General features: G+C 68.5%; 22 protein-coding genes. 14 read left to right on the plus strand and 8 right to left on the minus strand.

From position 1 onward, the window contains the following. Positions 1-40: 40 nt before the first annotated feature. The 11 genes from IPG50_03635 (at position 41) to IPG50_03685 (ending at position 10,257) form a co-directional block, all read left to right on the plus strand. Positions 41-883, plus strand: coding sequence for a hypothetical protein (locus IPG50_03635; GenBank protein MBK6691281.1), 843 nt, complete (start codon positions 41-43; stop codon positions 881-883). Then, a complete protein-coding gene (locus tag IPG50_03640) occupies positions 880-2,244 on the plus strand; it encodes a hypothetical protein (GenBank protein MBK6691282.1) in 1,365 nt (454 codons plus the stop codon). Before IPG50_03635 ends, IPG50_03640 begins: the two co-directional genes overlap by 4 nt. Next, positions 2,244-2,822: a hypothetical protein gene (locus IPG50_03645; GenBank protein MBK6691283.1), complete on the plus strand. Its 579-nt coding sequence runs from the start codon at positions 2,244-2,246 to the stop codon at positions 2,820-2,822. Before IPG50_03640 ends, IPG50_03645 begins: the two co-directional genes overlap by 1 nt. Before the next feature lie 73 nt (positions 2,823-2,895). Beyond that, on the plus strand, positions 2,896-3,987 hold the full coding sequence (locus IPG50_03650) for an aromatic ring-hydroxylating dioxygenase subunit alpha (GenBank protein ID MBK6691284.1): 1,092 nt from the start codon (positions 2,896-2,898) through the stop codon (positions 3,985-3,987). A 16-nt stretch (positions 3,988-4,003) separates the two neighbouring features. Beyond that, complete coding sequence (locus tag IPG50_03655; GenBank protein MBK6691285.1) at positions 4,004-4,351, plus strand: hypothetical protein; 348 nt, start codon at positions 4,004-4,006, stop codon at positions 4,349-4,351. Next, positions 4,348-5,706, plus strand: coding sequence for a hypothetical protein (locus IPG50_03660; protein MBK6691286.1), 1,359 nt, complete (start codon positions 4,348-4,350; stop codon positions 5,704-5,706). The genes IPG50_03655 and IPG50_03660 overlap by 4 nt, the downstream gene beginning before the upstream one ends. After that, positions 5,618-6,790: a CHAT domain-containing protein gene (locus IPG50_03665; protein MBK6691287.1), complete on the plus strand. Its 1,173-nt coding sequence runs from the start codon at positions 5,618-5,620 to the stop codon at positions 6,788-6,790. Before IPG50_03660 ends, IPG50_03665 begins: the two co-directional genes overlap by 89 nt. 116 nt (positions 6,791-6,906) lie before the next feature. Continuing rightward, positions 6,907-7,626 carry a hypothetical protein gene (locus IPG50_03670; protein ID MBK6691288.1) on the plus strand — a complete coding sequence of 240 codons (720 nt, stop codon included), beginning with the start codon at positions 6,907-6,909 and terminating at the stop codon, positions 7,624-7,626. A 15-nt stretch (positions 7,627-7,641) separates the two neighbouring features. Then, positions 7,642-8,316, plus strand: a complete 675-nt coding sequence (locus IPG50_03675; GenBank protein ID MBK6691289.1) for a sigma-70 family RNA polymerase sigma factor — start codon at positions 7,642-7,644, stop codon at positions 8,314-8,316. 10 nt (positions 8,317-8,326) lie between these two features. After that, on the plus strand, positions 8,327-9,112 hold the full coding sequence (locus tag IPG50_03680) for a hypothetical protein (GenBank protein ID MBK6691290.1): 786 nt from the start codon (positions 8,327-8,329) through the stop codon (positions 9,110-9,112). 74 nt (positions 9,113-9,186) lie between these two features. Next, positions 9,187-10,257, plus strand: a complete 1,071-nt coding sequence (locus IPG50_03685) for a hypothetical protein (GenBank protein ID MBK6691291.1) — start codon at positions 9,187-9,189, stop codon at positions 10,255-10,257. Between the two features lie 36 nt (positions 10,258-10,293). Here IPG50_03685 and IPG50_03690 read toward each other — a convergent pair whose 3' ends face one another. Beyond that, positions 10,294-11,037, minus strand: coding sequence for a 2OG-Fe(II) oxygenase (locus IPG50_03690; protein ID MBK6691292.1), 744 nt, complete (start codon positions 11,035-11,037; stop codon positions 10,294-10,296). A gap of 62 nt (positions 11,038-11,099) precedes the next feature. Between IPG50_03690 and IPG50_03695 the strand changes: the two genes are divergently transcribed. Next, positions 11,100-11,960, plus strand: coding sequence for a class I SAM-dependent methyltransferase (locus IPG50_03695; protein ID MBK6691293.1), 861 nt, complete (start codon positions 11,100-11,102; stop codon positions 11,958-11,960). Positions 11,961-11,962: 2 nt separating this feature from the next. Here IPG50_03695 and IPG50_03700 read toward each other — a convergent pair whose 3' ends face one another. Together IPG50_03700 and lon are read right to left on the minus strand one after the other, a co-directional pair. Next, complete coding sequence (locus IPG50_03700; GenBank protein ID MBK6691294.1) at positions 11,963-14,257, minus strand: hypothetical protein; 2,295 nt, start codon at positions 14,255-14,257, stop codon at positions 11,963-11,965. 20 nt (positions 14,258-14,277) lie between these two features. Continuing rightward, positions 14,278-16,677, minus strand: coding sequence for an endopeptidase La (gene lon / locus IPG50_03705; GenBank protein ID MBK6691295.1), 2,400 nt, complete (start codon positions 16,675-16,677; stop codon positions 14,278-14,280). Positions 16,678-16,829: 152 nt separating this feature from the next. Here lon and IPG50_03710 point away from each other — a divergent pair, with 152 nt between their 5' ends. Beyond that, complete coding sequence (locus tag IPG50_03710; GenBank protein ID MBK6691296.1) at positions 16,830-17,534, plus strand: hypothetical protein; 705 nt, start codon at positions 16,830-16,832, stop codon at positions 17,532-17,534. 163 nt (positions 17,535-17,697) lie between these two features. Here the strand turns inward: IPG50_03710 and IPG50_03715 are convergent, their stop codons facing one another. The 5 genes from IPG50_03715 to IPG50_03735 form a co-directional block, all read right to left on the minus strand. Then, the gene (locus IPG50_03715; GenBank protein MBK6691297.1) at positions 17,698-18,627 is read right to left on the minus strand and encodes a hypothetical protein; all 930 of its coding nucleotides are present in this window, start codon (positions 18,625-18,627) and stop codon (positions 17,698-17,700) included. A gap of 71 nt (positions 18,628-18,698) precedes the next feature. After that, complete coding sequence (locus tag IPG50_03720; protein MBK6691298.1) at positions 18,699-20,147, minus strand: serine/threonine protein kinase; 1,449 nt, start codon at positions 20,145-20,147, stop codon at positions 18,699-18,701. Between the two features lie 159 nt (positions 20,148-20,306). Beyond that, positions 20,307-20,963: a tRNA (adenosine(37)-N6)-threonylcarbamoyltransferase complex dimerization subunit type 1 TsaB gene (gene tsaB, locus IPG50_03725; GenBank protein MBK6691299.1), complete on the minus strand. Its 657-nt coding sequence runs from the start codon at positions 20,961-20,963 to the stop codon at positions 20,307-20,309. Continuing rightward, entirely contained in the window at positions 20,960-22,123 is a 1,164-nt protein-coding gene (locus IPG50_03730) for a thiolase family protein (GenBank protein MBK6691300.1), read from the minus strand. The genes tsaB and IPG50_03730 overlap by 4 nt, the downstream gene beginning before the upstream one ends. A 10-nt stretch (positions 22,124-22,133) precedes the next feature. Further along, a complete protein-coding gene (locus IPG50_03735; GenBank protein MBK6691301.1) occupies positions 22,134-23,312 on the minus strand; it encodes an AAA family ATPase in 1,179 nt (392 codons plus the stop codon). Between the two features lie 146 nt (positions 23,313-23,458). Here IPG50_03735 and IPG50_03740 point away from each other — a divergent pair, with 146 nt between their 5' ends. Beyond that, positions 23,459-23,992, plus strand: a complete 534-nt coding sequence (locus tag IPG50_03740; GenBank protein ID MBK6691302.1) for a hypothetical protein — start codon at positions 23,459-23,461, stop codon at positions 23,990-23,992.

Here is a 23,992-nt window from a genome sequence, read left to right on the forward strand (position 1 = left end):
TCGCTCAACCCCGCCCGCTGCTCGGTCTAGGCTGGTTCTGGTGAGCCCCCCGTCTGTGTCCGCGTCCCCGGAGAGGACGGAGCTCCACGGCGTCTTGGGACGCGCCTACATCGACCTCGAGCCGTTCGTCGATCTCGCGCCGCTCGACGCGATCCACGAGGAGGTCTGCTTGGCGTTGGCCCAACTGCCCGTCGACTACACCGGCGGCAGCCATCGCTCGATGGGCATCATGCCGCAGGGCTACGAGAGCGAGGCCCTCGTCGACTACGGAGAGATCATCGAAGGTCTCTTGGCGGACGCCTTTGCGACCTTCCGCGAGCTGGCCGACGACCCCGCCGCCATCGACGCTTCGCGGGAGAGCCACCAAACCTTCGGGGAAGAGCGTGATGTCCTCCTGTCGCGAAGGCAAATGCTGTGGCTCAAGGTTCGCTTCGGCGTGTATTTTCCCTGGAAAGCCTACGTCGAGCTCATGCCCAACCGCTCCTGGAGCGATAAGAGCAGCGCGGCCGGAAAGGCCTTTACGGCTCGAGCGAAGGCCTTTCTCCCGAAAACCGTCGCCTATGTGCAGACCCTACCGTTCCGCGAAATCGGACGCTGCAACATCATGGGCCTCGAAGGAAGCGACCACGGCACAGTCCACCGGGACGGTGATCCCAGCGAAAAACCCGAGGTCGACCACTTCATCGTCCTCTGCCCCGCCAAGAACAAGCGGCTTTACCTCCTCGAGCCGGAGCTGAACCGTAAGACGTACATCGATCGGCGAGCCTACTGGTTCAACGACAGCGACTATCACGGCGTCGACGCCGATCCGTTCTTCCGGTACTCCATCCGAGTCGACGGCATCTTCGAACCGTCGTTTCTGGAGCGCATCGCCCGCCCATGACACTTCCCGCCCCCTTCGTCCGTGACGCCTTTGTCGCGAAACCCGGCATCGTAGGCGCCCTGTGGTGGCAGGCCAGCGTGCAAGCTCCCGTCGGAAGGCGCGTGGCGCTCGCCATGGCGCTAGGCGGCGCCGGCATCGTCGGCGCGGGCGCCATCTTTCTCTTGGCGAGCGGGCCTTCTCCATCGGAAGAGGTGAAGACCCTCACGAAGGGCTCCCTCGAGATGCAGCGCGAGTACGGCTGGAGCTTCGGCGCCGCTGACGAGACCACCGCCGCGAGCACAGGCCCGCTCCTGACGCCCGATCTTACGCTCCTCACGAACCTCCCGGAGCACCTGCGACCCTTGCAGCCGCGGCACCAGCCCTACTACGTGCCGACGCTCTTTCAGGCCCCGGCGGCGCTGCCGAAGAGTCTGCCCGTCGGCGATGCCGTCGCGCCCAAGCCGCTCACCGACGTCGTGCGCCCTATCGCATCGCCCTCGATGCGCACGTCCTATCAGCAAGGCAAGGCGCTGAGCTCGCTCTTCGATTCCGTCGGCGCCGAGACGGCGATCATCGTCGACCTGCCAGGCGTGGACGCGGTGGCCTTCGCTGCCGGCGCGGCGACGGCCTTTGAGCCCATCTTCCTCTTCGACAACTGGCCGCACCCGCGCGGCGTCGTGGCCTCCCATCAGACGCTCGCAGCCGCACTCACTTACGGCAAGACGTTGACGTCGGCTGCCGCCGGACGCCTCGCTCGGCCTTCGAAGCCGTCCGCCATGTTCGTACTCGATCGGCAGCGCCTCGCGACGTACACCGACGAGGCGACCCAGTTCGACAATCGCTACGTCGCCAAAGTCCCCGACGCGACCAAGCTGAAGGCCATGGGGTACAAGTCCGTCATCTACGTGGTCCCGAAGGACGGCGACGCGGAGCTCGACGACCTCAACGAGGATTTCGTCGCCTACCAACAGGCATCGATTCCCGTGCGCATTCTCGCGCTCACGACCTTCTTGCCGAACCCCGCCGTGCCGCCGCGCGATTTTGCCGCGAACCAGCCCTTCGACGACGGCATGACCTACGCGTACGGCGGCAGCGACGCGACGCATACCTGGTTCTGGACCGACTACGGCCTCGGTCGGTCGCCGCGACCTGGCTCCCGCGCCCCCACGTTCACGAACACCGGCAAGACCTTCACACCAACGCCGCGCCGCACGGCCTTCTCGAGCGGCACGACGGCGACGACATCCCCGGGCGCTCGCCCGCGCCCCAGCGGCTTCGGCCTGACGCCGGTCGTGGTGGGTGTCGCCACGGGCGTCATCCTCGGCAGCAGACTGAGTCGGAGCGGCTCTTGGAACCGCAGCGGCGGGTCGGCGTTCGGCTGATGGGTCGCTCCGTCTTCGCCCTTGAGTTGTGCTTTCGGAACCTCCCGGGCTCACCGCTGCGCGCGGCACTGCATCAGCTCGTCGTCTCGCATCCGGAGCGGGCCGGGCACCAAGATCGGCACAACCTGTACCGCCAGATCGCCGACACCTTGTGCCAGCACTTGAACCTCGCGGAACGCGGCTGCTGGGACTACTTCGATGACCACGAGAAGGCCAAAGCGGACTTCAAGATGTGGTGCGACGGAATGACGACCGAAGAGGGCGTGCGCGCGGGCCCCAGCGGCGCCCTCGATCCGTACCGACCCGAACCGCGCTACCTGACCTTCACCCTGGCCATCTTGCTCGTCAACGGTTCGCCAGCCGACCTGGCGATGCGCCGAGCTTGCGCGATTCCCGATCCCGAGCTTTGGCACAAGTCCTCGTTCCACCGCGTCCTCCAGGGGATGAAGTTCGTGAGCTTCGCGAGCGTCGAGTCGGACGTCATCTACCTGATCCCCGGCGACGACACCTGGTCGCTGACGCACGACGACCTGGCGCAGCCAAAGTTCGAATACCTCCGCCCGCTGGTCAACGCCTGACGCCGGCTCGCGCTTCGGCCCCGTTCGCGGTAGACCAGAAGGCGTGAACGACGAGGTCGACGAACGGCAAGAACTGGTTCCGACGGCTCGCCTGCTCCGTGGCGCGAACGTCAAGGGGCACGCGTCCGTCGCGCGCCTCCCGAACCAATGGTTCATCGTCTGCCTGTCGCGCGAGCTCGGAACCAAGCCGCGCAAGGTCACGCTCTTTGCCACGCCCATCGTTCTCTTTCGCGACGGCGACGGCAAGGTCGGGGCCTTGCTCGACCGGTGTCCACATCGCAACGTTCCGCTCTCCATGGGCCACGTCGCCGACGACGGGACGTTGCGTTGCCCGTACCACGGCTGGCGCTTCAATCGCGCCGGCGGCTGCACGCACGTACCGTCGCTGGCAAACGACGGCGACGCGAAGGAGCAGAAGGCAAGGCAAGCCTCGGCCTTTCCCGTCATCGAGGAAGACGGCTTCATCTGGCTGTACTCGACGCCGACCGACGACGCGACGTTGCCGGCGAGCCGCCCTCACCGGTTCGCGTTTCTCGGTGCGAAGGACTACACGACCGTCGTTCAAGTCGTCGAGGCCGATGGCACGCTCTACTCGACGCTCGAAAATGCGCTCGACGTCCCGCACACCGCCTTCCTGCATCGCGGGCTCTTTCGCTCCGAGAGCCGCGGCATCACCATCACCGCAAAGGTGCACCGCACGAAAGACCGGGTGGAGGCCGAATACGTCGGCGAGCCGCGGCCCCCGGGCCTCATCGGAAAAATCCTCTCGCCCTCGGGGGGCATCGTCACGCACTACGACCGCTTCATCTTGCCGTCGGTGGCCCAGGTCGAATACCGCATCGGCACCGAGAACCACATCCTCGTCGATTCGGTCATGACGCCCGTCGATGACTTCCGGACGCGGGTCTTCGCCGTCGTCAGCTTCCGCGCGCGTCTGCCCCACTTCATCGTGAAACCGTTCGTGAAGCCCCTCGCCCTTCGCGTGTTCCAACAGGACGCCGTCATCCTCAAGAGCCAGACGGACACCATCCGCGCCTTCGGTGGTGAACAGTTCGCATCGACCGAGATCGACGTCCTGGGCAAGCACATCTGGCGCCTCTTGCGGGCCGCCGAGCGAGGGGGCAAGGCCGGCGAGGAGCACGCGAGCGTTCCCCTCGTCGTCTGAGCGGCGCGCCTTACCGATGCGAATCCTCGCCGCCCGCGCCGCCCTCCTAGCAGCCGTCGTCGGCGCCGGCGGCTGCAAGAAGCCCCTGCCGCCGTCGCCGGCCCCGCTCGAAGTCGAAGCGCTCGGGTGCGTCACCGTGCATCAAGGCGGCGTCCGCCTCTGCGAACGACGGGCCGGAAAGCTGCGCGCCCTCGTCAAGGCGCGGAAGGTCACCGTCTTCTCGGACGGAGCGCCCGTGGCGGTGACGCGCCTCGCCGACGCGGCGGGCGAGCAACTCATCGAGGTCGACGCTCCCGTGGGAAGCTCGAGCTTCGCCTCACGAGCGATGAGCCGCCGACCGCGGCGACCGCTACGTTTCGATTGACGTGGCCCACGCGCGCGAAGCTCGACCAAGCGCTGACGCTGCGTGAACAAGGCGACACGACCCGCGCCAGCGAGCTCTTGCGAGACCTCATGGCGCACGGCGACGCGGCGGAGCGCGCCTTGGCGCGGGGGCAATACGCGCGGATTGCCCTCGGCCAGGGCCGCGTCGAAGAGGCGCTCTCGGGACTGCGCACGAGCGTCGCCGAACATCGCGCGCTCGGCCGCACGAGTGACGAGGTCGACGACGGACTCGCGCTTTGTTTTGCGCTCGTCCAACGGAGCCGTGGCTACAGCGAAGCACGGCAGCGGCTGAACGAGCTGGCGAAGGCCGCCGCGCTGGTGCCCGAGGGACGCGCTCGCTTGCCGTACTACCGCGGTGTCCTCGAGGCCGAGCTCGGCGATCGACGCTCCGCCATCGTTCACTTCGCCGAGGCGCGGGAGCTCGCCAAACGGTTCCAACTTCCGCGGCTGACTCGCAATGCGACGAGCGCCCACGCCCTCGAGCTTCAAATGTTGGGGCGGTTCCGCGAAGCCGACGCCGCCCTGACGTCGCTCCTCCTCGAGGCCGAGGCTTCCGGCGCACCTCCCTGCGAGAGGGTCGAGATCGCCACGAACCTCGGCTACGGCGCGCTCCGCGAGGCCGAGGCCCAGCTCGGCGCGAGCGGCGCGACGCTCGCTGCGAGCCGCTTGCTCGAGACGGCGCGCTCAAGCTTCGAACGCGCGCGCAGAGAGGGCGATGCCGGAAAATGCGCCGACCCCCACCTCGTGGCCATCGCCCTTGGCAACCTCGCGTTCGCGCACTACCGCGCAGGACACGTCGAACAGGCTCGTGCCGGACTGCGCGATGCACGAGTCCACTTGGCCGCGCCACGCGGCTCCGAGGAGGTCTTCTGGCTCGAGCTCGATGCGCTGCTCGTGGCGGAAGAGAAAGGCAAAGACGCGCTCGCCCGCGCCGGCGAGCTCTTGCAGCGGGCCGGTGAGATGGCGCGTTCTTTGGGCCTCCCCGAGCGGCAATGGAGCGCGCTCGTCGCGTCAGCGACGCTGGACCTTCGCGCCGGGAGCCCCGCGCGCGCCGAGACGTCCTTGGTCGCGGCGGAGGCGCTGCTCGATGAGTTGGCACTCTTGGTCCCCCTCGACACGGGACGCGGCACGTTCTTGCGGAACCGCGGTGAGCATGCGCCTGCTCATGGATGCGCGCCTTGCGCGCGGCGACGCAGCGGGCGCGCTGGAGGTCGGACGTCACGCGCGGGCTCGGATCCTCGCCCAGGTGAGTCGAGCGCTCCGGCAAAGCCGCCTCGCCGACGACGAGCGGGCACGATACGAGCGCGCCATCGCCGCCTACCGCACGTTTCGTGAAGAGGCGGAGGCGGCGCGCGGGGCGGATTGGAAACTCTCCAAGGAGAGCCTCGCACGCGTCGAGGCCGAGCGCGGCGAGCGTGAGCGACGTTGGCGAGCTGTCATCGACGAGACGCTGGCGGCCTTAGGCAAGCGGCCGGTGGCGCGAGCGCCGCTGCCCGACGACCCGCCCACGATGTACGTGCACACTGCACGCGCCGAGGCGGTGCTCTTGCTCGCGGCGCAAGGACGGGTGACCGCCACGCGGCTCGCGGGGGCTGCGCCGCCGGAGCTCGCAACGGCGCTGGGCCGGGAGCTAGAGCGGCGGCTCCCAAAGGGCGCGACGGCGCTACGCGTGCTCGCCGCACCACCGGGGATCGATCTCGGTGCGCTGCCGTACCACGGGGCCGTCCTCGGCGAGCGCATCGCCTTCGAACACTCGCTCGACCTGGCCGACGCGGGGCCATTGGGCGTGCGGCCGCTGGCGGGGCCCAAGGCCGCGGTCAGGAGCTCGACCGACGATCGCGTGCTCGTCGTCGCGGATCCGCTGGGCGATCTACCGCTGGCGGCGCAGGAGGGTCGCCTCGTGGCGGAGCGATTGGGCGGCCGCGCCACGCTGCTCGTTGCGCCGATGGGCACGGTCGCCCGCGTCCAGAGCGAACTCGCAAGGCACGACTCCTTCTATTTCGCTGGCCACACGGTGCTCGCCGGGCACGAAGGTTGGGACAGCCACCTCAAGCTCGCCGGCGGCGGACGGCTCGACCTGGCGGACCTGCTCACGCTTCCACGGCCGCCGCGGCGCGTCGTGCTGACGAGCTGCGAGGCCGCGCAGTCCGTCGACCTGGGTGGCCTCGGCGGCTTCGGCATCGCGCAGGCCCTCGTGCTCGCGGGGGCCGAGGCCGTGCTGGGGCCCGTCAGGCCCATCACAGACAAGAGCGCCGCCGCGCTAGGCGCGCGCCTTACCGAGGGCTTTTTCCGCGGCCCGCCGCTCGCAGCGGGAGAAGTGGTGCGAAGGGCGGCGGTGCTCGACGGCAACACCGCCAATAACCCCGACGACGCGGTCTTTGCGAGCGAACGCTGGGCTCTTCAAGCGATTGGGCCCTAGCGGTCACGAGCTAAAATCCGCTGAAGCGGCGAATCCGCATCTGACCTTGTCAGGTTTTCCTTCCCCCGAGCGAAAGCCGATCGGGGCAAGCCATGTCGTTGCGTGTAGGACACCGAATGCTAGACCAGGGCGTGGGCATGCGGCGAACGTCGTCGAGGCGGGGATGGTGGCGCTCAGGCGCGTGGCTACTCGGCCTCGCCGCCGCGGGATGCGCCAGCGGGGACGACGTCCGCGTCGCCCCCGAGACGGGAGCAGACGATGCCATCGATGCGCTGCTCGGCGGAAGCTGCAGCGAGAGCGACGCGCCGAAACGCTACGAGGCGATCCTTCAGGGCGAGGCGCGCTGCGAGGACGTGACGGCGACGGACGGCACCTGGCTTGCGCGGCCTCTCTTTGCCGATGCGCCCGCCGACATTCGCGACGGGAGCTGCCGCTTCACGTGGCGCGCCCGTTCCCGAGGCGCGGCGCCGGACGCCGCCGCGCTCAAAGACCACGTGGGAGCGACGAACTTGCTCCCGAGTTGCTCGCGCGGCGCACCGCCGCGACTAAACGGCGAGCGCTACGAGTTCGACCCGAGCGACATCGTGCCCATGGGCGGCTCGGTCGGCTGCGACGTCTGCGGGGTCATCCGGCGACGTGAGGGTTTCATCGTGCGCCCGCCCAACGTGGACCGCATTCGCTTCCACGCGGCGCTCGCCGACGCCCGCGGCCGCCCCGTTGACATGATGCCGATCACGGTGCCGCCGACGCGTGCGCGTTCCATGGTGGTGACCCTGCCGGAGCCGCCTCCGGGCCTCCACTACGTCGAAGGGCGCATCCCGCTCCAGCTTCGCTGAGAGGCTTGCGGCGCAATGAATCGAGGCCCCGCGTCCGAGAGGCTCGATCGCGCCTCGAGCCACCTCGAGCCAGCGCTCGCGGGGGACGTCGTGGCGCGACGCGCCCTCATGGTCGCGCTGATGCCCGTCGTGCAGGCGCGCGTGGCCCGCATGTTGGCTCGAGCCCCGGGGCAGCATGGACGCGAGCCGCGGCAAGAGCTCATGGACTTGATGCAAGAGGTCTTCCTGGCCCTCTTCGAGGACGACGCCAAAGCGCTGCGCGCTTGGGCCCCCGATCGAGGCTTGTCGTTGGCGAACTGGGTGGGGCTCATCGCAGAACGCCAAACGGTCTCGATCTTGCGGAGCGGCCGCCGAACCCCCTTCAAGGAGACCCCGACCGAGCTCGACGACCTCGACGACGCGCTCGAGCCGACGGCTGGGCCAGAGCTTGGCCTTCTCTCGCGGGACCTCCTGACGCGACTCGCAGACCGCCTGCGCGAGACGCTCTCTCCGAAGGGTCTCGACCTCTTCTACCGCCTGTTTGTCGAGGAGACGTCCGTCGAGGACGTCGCCCGCGAGACCGGCATGACCGCCGACGCGCTCTACGCGTGGCGAAGTCGCCTGGCCAAGCACATCCGGGTGCTGGCTCGCGAGCTGTCCCCCGAGAGCTCGAAAATGTCAGTCCAAGGCCCCGCGGCGCGTAACCCATGAGAGAGAGTTCGTGAAAGAACGAGAATCCGAGTCCCTCGCCGTGGCCCAAGCGCTCGCCGAGCACCTCCGCCAGGAGAAGGGCGAGCTATTGCCCTTCGAGAAGCACCTCTCGGACGAGCTCTCGGAAGACGAGGTTCGAACCATGTCCGCCGCACTCGATTCGCAAGTTGTCGGTAACGCTACCGGCCCCGCCACCGTCTCGCCCCGCCTCGAACTCTACCGACCGCTTTCCGACGAAGAGGAAGACGGGGTGCTCCGCTCCGTGGAACAAAAACTCGGCACCGCCGAGGGCGGCGGCCCGCAGCGGACGGCGCGCGTGGTCCCACTCTTCGCGCGCCGCGTTCTTGGGCCGTTGGCCATCGCCGCGGCCGTAGGGTTCCTGTTCGTTCGCTCGAGCGGCGATGCGCTTCCGCCCTACGTCGTCACGGCCACGGGCGGCGAGAGCGAGCTGCGGGGCGCGTCCGCGCAGGCCGCCACGCCGGCGTTGCGGGTTCGCGCGGGCTCACCGTTCGAGCTGGTGCTCCGCCCCGAACGCGCGGCGTCCGCCGCCATCGTGGCGCGCATCTTTCTGGAGCGCGGCGGCCGCACCACGGAGCTCGTCGAGATTGCCACCGAGACCTCCGCCGAAGGCGCCATCCGCGTGCGGGGCCGCATCCCCAACTCGGCGACGGCCGAGACACTCGACGGCGGCGCACTTGTGGCCTTGATCGGTGAGCCGCGCGCCGTCGCCGCCGGTCTACCGGCGAAGGGCCGCAACGCCGTCGAGCGACGCGTCACCTTAACGCTCGCGCGGTAAGAAAAGCGTCGCGCGCCCTGTCAGACAAAGTGCGCGCGGGTCGTACTCCACACCGAACGCTGGAGGCGACGACCATGACGCGAGTTCTTTCACTGGCCCTTGTCCTTTCTCTTGGCTCGTTGGCGTGTTCGAGCGCCGACGACACCGACGTCTCCGACGGCGACGAGACGACCACGGAGGACGCGCTTCGCGCCAAGATCACGCCCGGCACGTTCAAGCTCTACGACGCGCCGCAACGAGGCCTCACGGGACGTGCGTGCGACGTCTTCACGGCGCTCGAGCTCGCGGCAACGTCATCGGGCTCGACGGCGAAGCTTTCGAACGTCGCCGAAGGCCTCTGCGCGGTGATGCTCGCGCCGAACCCGCGAAGCTTCCGCCTTCGCGAGACCGCCGGCAGCTGCGGCATCAAGACTTTCACGGGCTCGAAGACGCAAGGCGGGCACCGGCGTGCGATCAAGATCACCGACTATCGCCTCGCCACCTGTGCGCTCGGCGCGAGCCCCCTCGTCGTCGAAGAGACGCTCGCCGACGGCACGACGAACACGCTCTACTCCGCGAGCACCGCGGCGCCGACGCCCGGCACGCCCGGCGTCTGGCTCACCTACGCTCCGCGGCAATGCCAAATGAACCCGTGGAACGGCGCCATGCCGATGCACGCCCTGGCCTCGTCGCTCCCCGGAGAAGCGGGCGACGTTGACTCGTACTTCCGCTCGCAAAACGTCGACCTCGAGGAGGTTGGCTTCCTCGTTCGCCCGACGCCGATGGCCGTCTGCGCAGCTTGCCAGTGCCCGCGCGGCGACGAGCTCCTCGTCAAAGCGAAGGACGCGGACGACGCCAAGCGACTCGTCGACGACTTCGGGTTCCAGCTAACCGACGACAAGGCCGTCGGCACGAGCGCGAAGTCTTGCAACACCAATCCCTGGGACGGCCCAGGCGGCTCTCGCGGCAGCGCCGCCGACCTCGGACACTGGGCCGAAGGCAAGGGTGCCTCGGTCCACTACGCGGGGTTCGTCGAACCCACAAAGCCGGCCATCACGTGCATGGCCTGCGGCGTTTGTCCCCGCGGGGATCGCGCCGTCGTGTTGGCCAAGTCCGCCGCCGGTCGGGCGAAGCTCGAAGCGCTCGGCTTCGCGGGCCTCGACTAAGCCGACGCGAGCAACGCGCGGACCGTGCGGGTCGCCTCAGAACCAGGTCTCCCAGCGGCCCGCCTCGACCTCAGCCGCGTGCACCGTCGCGCTCACGCGATGCGCGGTGCCAGCGAACGGGAGAATCTGGTGAAGCACGTAGCTATCGAAGAGGACGGCGTCGCCGGCACGGCTGTGGACCGTGACCTTGGCTGCGCGCGCCTGCGACCGCCGGGGCACCGCGTCCTGGCCCTCGTACCGAACGTCCCACAATGAGAGGCCGCCACCTTCCGAGGGCGCGCTCAGCATGAGCACCAAGCTGAGCGCGGGCTTCTTGAGCGTGCGATGACGCGCCGGAAGGCCCTCGGTGTCGAAGTGAACGACGCCCCCCTCGCGCGCGACCTTCTCCTCTGGCGAAAAGATGTGAACGCCAGGCCCGCAGAAGTCCCGTCGCGCGACGACGTCCGCGCCCGTCACGCGCGCGACGAGCGCACGCATCGTCGACTGGAGGCCCGGCGCAGCAGCCTCCACGCGCTCGTCGGAGCGGGGCGCATCGGCGAAATACTCGTCGAGCGTCCCTTGCTCGAGATGTGTGTAGAACGCACGACCGAGCGAGTGTTGCTCGCCTCCGAAAGCGGCGGTCCAGTCGCTCTTCGCTCGTAGCACGCCCTCGGCCCACGCCGCGGCGACGGTCGCCTCAACGGCCTGTTCGATGTGGACGGCGAGGTCCTTCGCGAGGCGCTCCGCGGCTCCCTCGCCACGCCCGCGAACCCTCGACGCGCTAGCCATGGGGCCAATCATACTCGGCCCCGCAGCCGGTGATGCCGCCCGGTGTTCCATGTAAGCTGCCGCGCATGATGCGCATGACGCCTGCCTTCGCCCTGTGTCTCGCTGCTGCCACCGCGTCCGCCTGCGGCGGGTCCGTGGCGGCCCCCAACGCCGCCGCGAGCAACGCAGAGCCAAGTTACGCGCGAGTGAGCGCTGCGGCTGCCCCCGAAGGCACGCCCGAGAAGATCAAGTGGGCCATGGCCGGCGAACACCGTACCGAGAGCCGCGCGCGCGACGCGCACCGCCATCCGCTAGAGACGCTCATGTTTTTCGGGCTCAAAGACGACATGACCGTCGTCGAGCTCTACGCGGGCCGCGGCTGGTACACCGAACTCCTCGCGCCTGTGCTCCGCGACCGCGGTCGTCTCATCGTCACGAACTGGAATCCGGCGACCAGCAAGTTCGGCGCGTCACTCGACCGAAAGCTGAAGGCGTCACCGGCGCTCTACGACAAGGTCAACGCGGTCGTCATCGACCCACCCAAGAGCATCCCGCTGGGCCCCGACGGCTCCGCCGACCTCGTTCTCACGTTCCGCAACATTCACAATTGGCTTGGCGATGGCGACACGGAAGCGATCTTCGCGGCGGCCTTCAGGGTCCTCAAGCCTGGCGGAACCTTAGGTGTCGTGGAGCACCGCGCCGCTTCTGGCACCACCTTGGCCCAGATGCAGCAGACCGGCTACGTCACCGAGGACAAGGCCGTCGAACTCGCCAACGCTGCGGGGTTTCAGCTCACCGAGAAGAGCGAGATCAACGCGAATCCGCGGGACACGAAGAACCATCCGAACGGGGTCTGGTCGCTCCCGCCTTCGCTCCGGGGCGGCGAGGTCGACAAGGCCAAATACCTGGCCATCGGCGAGAGCGATCGAATGACGCTCAAGTTCAAGAAGCCTTGAGCTCAGGCCTTCGGCGGGGCGCAGAGCCTCAGCTGACGCGTCACCTCGAGAACCCAGCCTGACGGTGCGCCCGCCGACACCTCACGCGCCACGGCAGACCGAGCCTCGGCGAGGGCTTCCGCGCTTGCGACCGAGCACGCGGTGAAGGCCAACTGCCGCGCGGCTTCGCGACGAATGCGCGCCGTGGGCAGCGGCCCCCTCGCCGCTCGACGCAGCGCCACGAGGGCGTCGCCGGTGGCCTTCCCCACGAGGTTTCGACCCAACAGGTAGTCGGCGAACGGGTCCTCGGTCTTCGCGCGCCACGCCGACACGCGAGCGAGCGCAACGGTCATGTCGGGCCCGCGACCTGGCGCCCCAAGGAGCAGCGCCTCGAGCGCGCTGCGGGCCAGAGGATCGTCGGCCAAGAGCGCCTTGACCTCAAGCGTTCGGCCCACGTCTTCGTCGAGCACGCGCGCGGCGATGGCCCGGTAGCGCTCGCTCGCGGAGCTGAATCGACCCTCATGGAAGTCGAGATCGCCCAAGAATTCGTCGGCCTTGTCGCGCGTCGTTCGGGGGGCGCCCTCGTCTTCTGCGAGCGCGCGGAGCAGGGTGCCGGCGCGCTCGAAATCGCCTCGCTTGAGGGCCGTCACGGCGCGCCCGAGGAGCGCTGGCATCTCACGCGCGTGCCTTCCGAGCGCCTGCCCGTAGAGCGCCTCCGCCTTGTCGAAGCGCAACGCGTCACGGCAACGCACAGCTTCGTGCACAAGCCCGTCGATCTCGTGAGGACAGCGACGGCGGAAGACCGCGGGGCGATCGAAGCGCGCCTTCGCGTACGCCCTAGCGCTCGCGCCGACCGACAGGCTCATGAGGTGCGCGCGAAAGGCTTCATCGAGCGTCGCCCAGCTCGCGCCAAAAACCGCCTCGGGAGCCGCGCCCCCATAGAGCGCCACGACCTTATCGCGTCCTCTCGTGTCGGCGAGCCACTGCACCGCGGCCCCCGCGACGGTGTAACTCTTGGCCGAGGACTCCCCCAGAAAGCCTAGTGAGAAGACCACGTCGAGGCGCGGCAAGATGCCGAGGTCGAGCATGACCCGCGACCACTCGAGATCGCTGAGCACGTCGTGATCGGGAGCCGCGGCGACAGCGACACCTTCGATGAGGCCAGGGTTGGGCAGGAGGCCGCCGTAGCGGCCCGCGACGCGAAACGGCCCGACGCCGAAGGCCCCCGCGACGACATGGGCGAGCTCGTGCGCCAGGACCGGGTGCGGGTACGGTGCAGTTTGCAGGTACACCTCATGGCGCCAAGGCTTTGCGATGTACGTGTCGGCGGCGCCCATGAGGAGCTTCTTCTCCGCCGCGTCGCGAAAGAAGAAGGCCGTGACGCGCGGCGGCCCTTTGGCGCCCAGCGATTCCTCCACGCCATGCAGCTGCTCTTCGCAATCGCGCAGCATGAGTGCGGCCAGGTCGCGCGGCGTGTCGTCAGGGAAGACGACGTCGCACCGCGGCCCAGCGACGACGCCTCCGAGAGCGGCGGTGATGGATTGCTTCGTGTGCCAGTGGCCGAGCGATGGCCCGAGCAACGTGATCGCGAGACTGAGCCCGGCGGCGCCGGCGGCAGCGACCGCCAAAGCGCTCCGTCGCGCGCCGCTGGCGGTCACCACGAAGGCGACGCCGCCATCGGCACGTCGCTCGAAGAGCGCGCATGCGAAGAGCGACGCCGAAATCGTCGCCAAGGTGCCGAGGCGATAGGTTAAGAGCGGCGTTCCCGCCTCGACGACGGTGTCGTAGAGCGTGCCGGCGAAGTACCCGACGAACGGGTCGTAGCCGAAGACCATGGGTGACCCGATGAAGCGGGCGACGCCGACCGCAATGGACAACAAGGGTGCCGCCAGACCGAAGACGGTCGCGTGAAGCCGGGGCCGCTTCGCGCGGCGCGCGCCTTCAGCCACGAACGCCCCCCATGCTCCTCCGAGAAGACTCCCGACGCCGGCCGTGAGCAAGAAGTGAAGCGACGCTGCGCCCACGCCACAGAACCCGACGCGCAGACCATGGAGCAATGACGAAGCGAACGCGGCCGCGGCGACGAGCGCCCCGCCGCCGAGACCGAGGAGCAACTGCGTGAGCGGCGCCTCGCGGCGGCGCGCGAGCAAGAGGGCCATCGCGACGGCGGCCGTCGGCGGCGCGACGAAGCCCGTGACGAGTGCTTGCTCGTACCCCGGTGGACCAAAAAGCGGAGCGAAGCCGACGACGAACGTGACGAGAAACGCGACGAGCGCCCCGAGGCCCAAGGGACCGGGCAGCAGCGCCCTACGCCACACCGCCCGGAGCTCCGCGAGCCTCAGACGGTGGCCTCACCGCCGTCACCGCTGGTAGGCGGCGACTTCAGACTCGGCGGCGGGCTGTCGGGTGGTGTCTCGAGCACGATCGGCAAAATCTCGTGCACGCGGTTGATCAGGTGGATGGTCAGCTCGGCGCGAACGTCTTTGGGAACGTCGTCGAGATCGCGCTCGTTGCGCGCCGGAATGAGGATGATCCGCATGCCGGCTCGGTGCGCAGCCAAGAGCTTCTCCTTGATGCCGCCGACGGGAAGCACATTGCCGCGCAGAGTAATTTCCCCGGTCATCGCCACGTCCTTCTTCACAGGAACTCCCAGGAGCAGCGACGCGACGGCCGTGAACATGGTCACGCCGGCGCTCGGGCCGTCCTTCGGAGTGGCGTGTTTGGGAACGTGGATGTGGAGGTCGATGGTCTTCAGGAACTCCGGGTCGAGCCCCAAGAGCGCCGCCTTGCTCCGCACGAAGGTGACGGCCGCCGAGGCCGACTCCTGCATGACGCTCTTCAAGTTGCCGGTCACCGTGACCATGCCCTTGCCAGGCATCTTGGACGCTTCGATGAAGAGCACGTCACCGCCGCTCGGCGTCCAGGCGAGGCCCGTGGCTACGCCGGGCGTGAGCGCCTCCTCGATGACCTCACGTGTGAAGCGCGGCACGCCGAGGATCTTCTCGACGGTCTCCTTGTTGGCGACGATGTGAAGGTCCTCGCCCTCGGCCAGTCGCATGGCCACGTGACGGCAGACCCCGCCGATCTCTCGCTCGAGGCCGCGAACGCCGGCCTCACGCGTGTACTCGTCGATGATGGCGTCGATGCCCTCCACCGTGAACTCGAGGCGCTCCGGCGTGAGGCCGTGGGCTGCGAGCTGCTTGGGGCACAAGAACTCGCGGGCGATGTTGCGCTTCTCCATGCGCGTGTAGCCAGGGACCTCGATGATCTCGAGCCGGTCCCACAACGCCTCAGGGATTGTGTCGGGGTTGTTGGCCGTCGCTAAGAACGTGACCTGCGCGAGGTCGAACGGCGTGTCGATGTAGTGGTCCTGGAAGGTCGAATTCTGCTCCGGGTCAAGCACCTCGAGGAGCGCTGCCGCCGGATCGCCCATCATGTCGACGCCCATCTTGTCGATTTCATCGAGCACGAAGACGGGGTTGCGAACGGCGACCTTCTTGAGGCCCTGGATGATCCGGCCCGGCAGCGCGCCGACGTAGGTTCGTCGATGCCCGCGCACCTCCGCTTCGTCACGGACGCCACCGAGCGCGATGCGGTGGTAGCGACGGCCCATCGACCGAGCGATGGACCGACCGAGCGACGTCTTGCCTACACCGGGCGGACCGATAAAGCAGAGGATCGGGCCCTTCTTGTCGCCGCGCAGCTTGCGAACGGCGATGTACTCCACGATTCGCTTCTTGACCTTCTCGAGGCCGAAGTGGTCTTCGTCGAGGCAGCGACGCACGTCTTCGACGTCGAGCTTGTCGGTCGTCAACTTGGACCACGGCAGGTCCGACAACCACTCGACGTACGTTCGCGTCACGTTGTATTCGGCCGACTGCTGCTGCATGCCCGCAAGACGCGAGAGCTGCTTGCGAGCGATCTTGAGGGCGTCTTCCGGCAAGCTCGCGTTGCGTACGCGCTCGCGGAGCTCCTCTACCTCGTCGTCCTCGGCGCCCTCGCCGAGTTCTTCGCGAATGGTCTTCATCTGCTGGCGAAGCACGAGCTCGCGCTGGCTCTTGCCCTCGCTCTCGACCATGGCCCCTACCTCGCGACGCACGCGGAGCACCTCAAGCTGGCGACCCACGATGGCGTAGACGGCGCGCACGCGGGTCTTCGCCTCGAGGGTCTCGAGGATGTTCTGTTTGTCGGCGACGGTGGCCTGCTCGATGGTCAGGTTGGACGCGATGAGATCGGCCAGGGCCGCGCTCTCGCGGACGTTGTCGAGAATGCCGGCCGTCTCTTGGGGAAGGTTGGGCATCAGCTGCAGCACCTCGCGCATGGAGCTGCGGAGCTGGCTGCCGAGGCGATCGAGCTCGGCGTCGCGCTCGAGGTCTTCCGGTAGGCGCCGCACGCGCGCGCGCATGTACGGGTCGATGCCGGCCTGCGCTTCGAGCCTCATGCGCGCGAGGCCGTGGAGCACGACCGAGTAGTTCGACGCACCGAGGCGAATGATCTTTACGACGCGCGCTACAGTCCCGACCTCGTAGAGATCGGCGAAGCCTGGTTCGTCGACGTCAGCCTCACGCTGACTGACGATGCCGACAACGGCGCGCTCTTGACCGATGAGATCTTCGACGAGGCGCACGCTGCGCGAGCGCCCGACGTTGATGGGAACAACGCTCGCGGGAAAGACGACGCTGTTGCGGAGCGGAAGGATGGGTAGGAGCTCGGGCTCCTGAATTTTGCTATCGACCACGGCTACCTGCCCTGGTTATACACGAGCCAAGGGCCCGTCTCGGCTGAGAGATCGTGCCCGGTGGCCGCCGCTGCGCTGGCCTGTCGTGCAGAGCCGCCTGAGCCTGCGAGGGCCTGCGGACCGCCGCGGACCCGTGCTACCTTGCGCATCCGATGCCCACGGGCCCTTCCGCGACGCTCCATCGTGCCCCCGGCCGCCGTCGACGTGTGGCCGCGTGTGTCGCGGGCTTCTTGCTTTTGTCGGGCTGCGGCGCCGCGCAGACGGAGAGCCCAGAAACGGTCTTGCGCTCGTACGCTCGCGCCCTCGAGGAAGCGCGGCCCGACGACGCCTACCGATTTCTCTCGAGCGAAGCCCGGCGCGGCGTCTCGCCGGAGGCGTTTCGCCGCATGCTCGCCGAGAACCCTGACGAGGCGCGCGAGCTCGGCAAGGCGCTGCAGCGCGGGGCGGCTCCGGCCGTCGTCACCGCGACGGTGAGCGGACCCTCGGGCCAGGAGCTGGTGCTCGTGATGGAGGGAGGGCGCTGGCGCATCGACGCGGCGGCCATCGACCTCTACGGGCAAGACTCTCCGCGGCGCGCCGTGCAGGGCTTCCTCCGTGCCCTCGAACGCCATCGCTACGACGTCGTCCTCAAGTACGTCCCCGACGGTCACAAGGAGGGGCTCGACGTGAAGAAGCTGAAGGAGTGGGCCGAGGGCGCCGAAAAACAGGAGGTCGCGACGTTCATCGCGGCCGTGCGCCAGGCGATTCCAACGGCTCCTTTCGAAGAGGCTGGCGATCGGGCCACGATGACCTACCCCGGCGGCATCCTCCAACTCGTCCGTGAACGCGGCGCCTGGAAGGTCGAAGACTTCGACTGACCGCGAGGGTTGGGGACAGCACGTCGGCGCGCCACCGCCCACCCGAACGGCCCGTCCGAAATCCGCGCGGCGGCTGCCCGCCGTCGCGGAGCACCCGCCGGAGGCGCAGGTGCGGCAGGGGGAGGCTCGCGAGCTCGCTCGCGAGGGGGGGCGCAGCCCCCCTCTAGGGAGACATGATGCGCCCCGGCGCGCCGTTGACCCCGGCGGCCGTATGGCACGCGTTGCAGTCGCCCGCCGTGACCGCCGTCGCCATGACGCGCTCCTTGCCGCCGCCAACGACCTTCACCTTGAACGGTGGGGCAATTCGCCCCTTGAAGGAGAAGTTCCCGGTGCCCCGCACCGGCACGTTGGTCACCTTCCCCGTCGCGTCGGTCACGACGACGGTCACGCCGGCGTTAACACCGTTGCAGTCGTTCGGTTCGTGGGCCGACGGATAGACGGTCCCCGCTACGACGTAGTCGGGGCCCCCCTCCATGGTGTGGCACGTGATGCACGCTCGGCCGGGGTACATGTCCGGCGACTCGCGACGACCGCCCGTCCACGTCTTGCCGCTCGTGCACGTCAAAGGTGTATTGTACACGCCACCGCTCGGGGCCGCGGGTGTGCCCGGCGCCGGCGTGCACGACGCGCCCTTCGGCGAGCCGGCCTTGACCCAGTTCTCGAGGACCGCGATCTCCTCGACCGTAGGCAAAACCGCCGGCGGAGGGGGCATGGGGCTCGTCGCGCTCTTCATGCGATCCACCGAGGTCTCGGCCATGGTCTTGCCACCGACAACGCGGGGTCGCAAGAGATCGTCGTAGGTGAGCAGCGGCGGCGGCGAGCTCGAGAGGTGACACCCGATGCATCGATTTTCGAGGAGCTGCTGAACGTCACACGGAAGGCCCGTATCGGCACCGCTGCCCGCGCCAGCACCGGTCGCGTTGATGCCCGCCATGTCGTCGGGAATCCCAGCATCGATGACGCCACCGGAGAGGCGTCCCGCGGGCGGCGCGAGGGTCTCGTCGACCGTGCCGCACGCGCCGAGCAACGCGAAGACCGCGAGGGTGGCGCCGCAAGTCCCCGACGGGCCGAACACTGCCTTCCGGATTTGCACCCCTACCTGTACCTAAGGTCGCGACGGACCAGGCAGCGCGCAGACTTTTCCCGCGGTTACGGAACTTTCCATCAAAGAAGCATGGGCATCTCGGCGGGCGGGGCTGCCGGCGATGCGGGCGTAGCCGGCTTGACCGGCGCGGGTCGCTTGCCTGGCGGAGCAGCCGCAGGCCTTGCCGCTGGCGGTGCGGGCCGCGCCTTCACCGGCCCCGCCGCAGCGGGCGCGTCGACGGAAGCGGCTGGGACGACGGATGCTGACGGAACAGGGGACGGCGCCGGCTCCACCGCCTTGGGCGCTTCGGCGGTTGCCGGCGGCGCCGGCTCCATGGCGGGGGCGCTCGTCGGTGGCGTTGGCTCGGCCGAGCTGGCCGGTGAGATCGTCGCCTCCGGCGCCCTCACACGCACGAGCATCACGCCGACGGCACCCAGTGCCGCGAGCGCGGCGAGAAAGACGACGAGCCCAACGACGAGCCCCTTCTTTGACTTCGCCGGATCCGGCGCCATCGCAGGCGCGGCCGTAGGGCTCGCGCTCGACGGCGTCGCGGCAGTTGAAGCCCGCGGCGCGTTCCGAATGAAGGAATCAAGGACCTCCGCGCCGCTCTCCACCGGCAGGTCGACGAACGGAATCGTCGGCGCCTGCGAGCGCACTTGCATCGTGCGGCGAACAGCCGTGAGCGCGTCGCGTAGCTCCGTCGCCGTCGCAAAGCGCGCTTCCCGATCCTTCTCCAAGCAACGGTGAACCAGGTGCACCAGCTCGTAGGGCAGCTCGGGCCGCAACGCGTCGAGCCGCTTCGCTTCTTCGTTCACAATGGCGACGGACATGCCCGTGATGCCCTCGCCTTCGAAGGGCAGCGCGCCCGAGAGCGCGCGAAAGAGGAGCACGCCGAGCGACCAGATGTCTGTTCGCACGTCGACGTCACGGGGCGACCGAACCTGCTCCGGCGACATGTACGCCGGCGTCCCCAGGCTGGAGCCGGTGCGCGTGACCTCGTTGCCCTCGAACTTCGAGATGCCGAAGTCCATCACCTTGACCGTGTGGCCGGTGGCCGTCGGAACGAGGAACAGGTTCGACGGCTTCAAATCACGATGCACGATGCCGTGCGCGTGAACCGTCGCGAGGCCCTCGCAAGCTTGCACCACGAAGTCGATGGCCTCGAGCGGCGGAAGCACCTGACGCTTCCGGAGCTCCGCCGACATGTCGTGGCCTTCCAAGAGCTCCATGACCATGTACGGCGTGCCGTCTTCGAGCACGTCGACGTCGCTGACGGCCGTCACGTAGGGGCTCTTTAGCGCCGCCATGGCGCGGGCCTCGCGCTCGAAGCGGTCGACGATGTCGGAGTCGCGAACGAAGAACGGGTCGAGGAGTTTGATGGCCAGCCGCTGGCGCAACTTCTGGTGCTCAACCTCCACCACCACGCCGACGCCGCCGCGGCCCAGCTCGCGCACCACGCGGTACTTGCCGGCGATGATGTCACCCGGCTGCGTCGGCGCTCGGTTGTTGAAGGCTGAGGAAGCGGACACGTCGGGCCTCACCGCGGAATAACCTTGAGAATACGGGAGAACTAGAAAAAGGCCTGAACGATCCGCTTTTCTCCCCGTCGCCTGGGCCACTCCTCGGAAATCCTGCGGACATCTCTTCGCCCACACGGGGCGCGAATATCCCACGCCACCGCCACGCCGCTAACGCGTGACGTCGGCGGGCCTGACGTAGTCCGGCTCGACGGTCTCGGCACGCGCGGCGGGTGCCCGCGCAGCGAGCCTCGCAATGGCCGACGCGCGCGGCACATCGTGGGGCCGGTCGACCAAACGACGCGCGCCAGCGAGCTCGACGTCTGCCGAAGCCGCCCCCACGAGCAGAGCGGTCTCTGGCAGCGTGATGCGCCGCCCAAGGGTGCCCGCAACCAAGCCGGCGGCCTGGTAGAACGGCGCCTCGCCGTCCACGCGCACGTAGAGCTCCCCCTTCTGCGCGTCGAGCAGCGCGACGACCCGCTCGCGCCGCTTCGCATCAGGCGCGACATCCAGGCACAAGGCGTCGAAGGCGCTGACGCCGACGAGCTCGGCGCCGGTCGCGAGCACGATGCCCTTCGCCGTGGCGACGCCGATGCGCGTTCCCGTGAAGGAGCCGGGCCCCACGCCCACGGCCCACCGCCCCACGTCGCGGGGCCCGAGGCCGAGCGACGTCAAGACCTCGTCGACGAGCGGCAGGAGGCCTTCGCCATGGGCACGGTCCATCACACGCTCGACGTTGGCGACAAGCTCGTTCTTCGCGATTGAAAAGACCGCCACCGACGCGAGCGGCGTGGAGCTGTCGAAGGCGCAGACGAGATCGCGATTCACACGTTCGCGTCCACGATGGTCGCCGTCGCTTGGCCGAAGCCGATGCACATCGTCTGCAAGCCGTAGCGCGCACTGCGATCTTCGAGCGCGTGGAGCAGCGTTGTGGCGAGACGCGCGCCCGACGCACCCAAAGGATGTCCGAGGGCGATGGCACCGCCTCGCACGTTGACCTTGGCCAAGTCAGCGCCGACATCTCTCTGCCAGGCGCCGACGACCGAGGCAAAAGCCTCGTTGACCTCGAACAGATCGATGTCCTTCATCGAGAGACCGGCGCGAGCTAGCACCTTGCGCGTCGCGGGAATGACGCCCGTCAACATGGTCACCGGGTCGACGCCAGCGGTGGCCGTCGCCACGATGCGCGCGCGCGCCTTGAGGCCGTACCTCTTGATGGCGGCTTCGCTCGCGAGGAGAACCGCTGCCGCTCCGTCGGAGATCTGTGAGCTGTTGCCCGCGTGGACGACACCGCCCTCTTTGAACACCGTAGGGAGCGCGCGAAGCTTCTCCATGGACGTCGCCTCTCGCGGTCCTTCGTCCAGTGCAAAGGTCTTCCGATCGCCGGAAGGGAGCGTCACGTCGAGGGGAACGATCTCACGCGCAAAGGCGGCGCGCGCCGCCACCGCGCGGCGGTGACTTTCGAGCGAGAGGCCGTCGAGTTCCTCCCGCGACAGGCTCCACTTCTCCGCGATGAGCTCGGCGCTTGTTCCCTGGAGGACGAAGTCGAAGGGATACTCAGGCGGCGCCGGCGGCCAAGGTTTCGCGCCGGCGAGGCCGTCGTGCCCCATGGGAATGCGGCTCATGCTCTCGACGCCGCACGCAACCACGAGCTCTTCCTGCCCGGCCATGATCGCGTGGGCTGCTTGATGGATCGCTTGCTGGCTCGAGCCGCACATGCGGTTGACCGTGACGCCGGTGACCTCAACGGGCCACTTGGCCTCGAGCACGGCCATGCGCGCGAGGTTGTAGCCCTGCTCGCCGATGGGCGTGACGACGCCGGCCACTACATCGGAGATGGCTCCCGGATCGATCTTCGCGCGCTCGACCAACGCCGAGAGGAGCTTCGAAAGGAGCACGTCGGCGCGCATGCCTGAAAGGGCGCCGCGGTCGGCCTTGCCGACGCCGATGGCGGAACGCACGGCCTCTACGATGAAGACATCTGCCACGCTGACCTCCTCAAATCTGGGCGAAGCGCCCGCTCTTGAACGACGCGTCGAGAAGCTGATCCACGCGCTTGACGAGCTCCGGGGCGCGCGCGTCGGGCAGCTGCGACAGGGCGGTTTTGATCTCGCTCAAGGCCTTCAGCTGGCTGAAGAGCTGAACATCGCCGAGCGCGCCGCCGCCGATGAGCACCTGCCGGATGCGATCGATCTCCGCGGCGAAGCCTTCGATGCCCACGCCGAGCGTCGAGGCCCGGCGCGTCGCCGGGTGTTCGCGGAAGTGGGCTTCCAACACCGGCGTGACGATGCTCTCCAAGATCGCCGCTTGGTCCTCGTTGTTCCAAACGTGCTTCAGGATAAAGAAATCGGATGCGTCGGGCTTGCTGCGTCCGTCAAGGAAGGCGCTCGCCGCGAAGAGCTTGAGCAGCTTGACGACGCGCCGATCGGAGATCGAAATGCCCTCGGCACGAATCTGGAACGCGAGCCCCTTGTACGCCGACAGGAACTCGTCGGTGAACGACAGGCGCGTCGCAAACGCGCGGTGCAGACTGCCCAGCTCCTTTGCCGAAGCGAGCGGCCGCACCGGGGCGCCGCCCATGGCGAGGACCTCATGCTTGAGGCCGCGCTGGAGGAGCTCCTGGAAGTGGTACGCGTCAAGGTTGTCGCTCCGAATGCGGAGCAAGAAGCGATCGTAGATGGCCGCGAGCGACTCGTCGGTGGGCACTTCGTTCGAGGCGCCGAAGGCCGAGAGCAGCGGGCACGAAAGGACGCGGCCGCCACTTGTATAGCGGCGCTCGTTCAAGAGCGTGAGCAGCGCGTTCAGGATCGCCGAATTCGACTTGAAGACCTCGTCCAGAAAGACGATCTCGGCGTCGGGCAACATGCCTTCGATGCGTCGTTCGTAGCGGCCCTCGCGAAAGGCCGAGATGTCGACGGGGCCGAAGATCTCGTTGGGCTCGGTGAAGCGGGTCAAGAGGTACTCGAAGTAGCGAGCGTCGAGGAGCCTCGAGAAGAGGCGCACCAGTGCCGACTTGGCGGTGCCGGGGGGCCCGATAAGGACGGCGTGCTCGCCGGCGATGACCGCGATGAGCAGGAGCCGCACGACCTCTTCTTTGCCGAGGAACGTCGTCTCGAGAGTGCGCGAGATCTCGGCGAGACGGGCGCTGAGCGGCGTGGACGGGACTTCGGTTTGCATCGAGCGTCTGTGCCGGCAGGCTACCACGGGCACGACGTCAACTTGGCCCGACGGCAAGGCGGACACCAAAGATACCGGGCCGCCGAATTTCCCCACGCGCCGGAAACGGACTGCACGGCGGAGCGCTCCCGGGCTACCCTGCCCCCGTGCGTTCTTGGCTCCCTCTTCCGCTCCTCGTTCCCTTCTTCACGCTCTTCGCCACAGGCGCGGGTACTGGCCCAGCGCTTCTCGCCTGCGGCTCGAGCAAGGTGTGCTCGCTCTTGGCCTGTCAGAGCGCGGCGACGGTGCGCATGACGGCGACGGTGTCGGCGGCGGACCTGGCGCGCGCCACCGTGACCGCGTGCCGCGGCGACGGCACCACGGCGGCATGCGCCAGCGGTCGCATCAACAACGTCCCGGCGGCCCCCGGCGATCGGTTGCCGTTCAACCTTTCCGGCTCCGTCGACGTCAAGGGCGTCGCCGGCTCCCCCGACGCGACGGGTGGTTACCTCCTCGAGTTCGCCTACAACCTGGAGGGCGCGCAGCCGCGCGCCGGCGACGTCTACGAAGTGAAGGTCGTCGTCGACAACGCCGCGGTGGCGCAACTCCAAGAGCGCGCCACCTACGAGACCAGCCAGCCCAACGGCGCCGACTGCCCGCCCGTTTGCTACAACGTCACCATCGACAAGACGAAGAAGTAG

The sequence above is a fragment of the Myxococcales bacterium genome (assembly GCA_016703425.1).
GTDB lineage: Bacteria > Myxococcota_A > Polyangia > Polyangiales > Polyangiaceae > JADJCA01.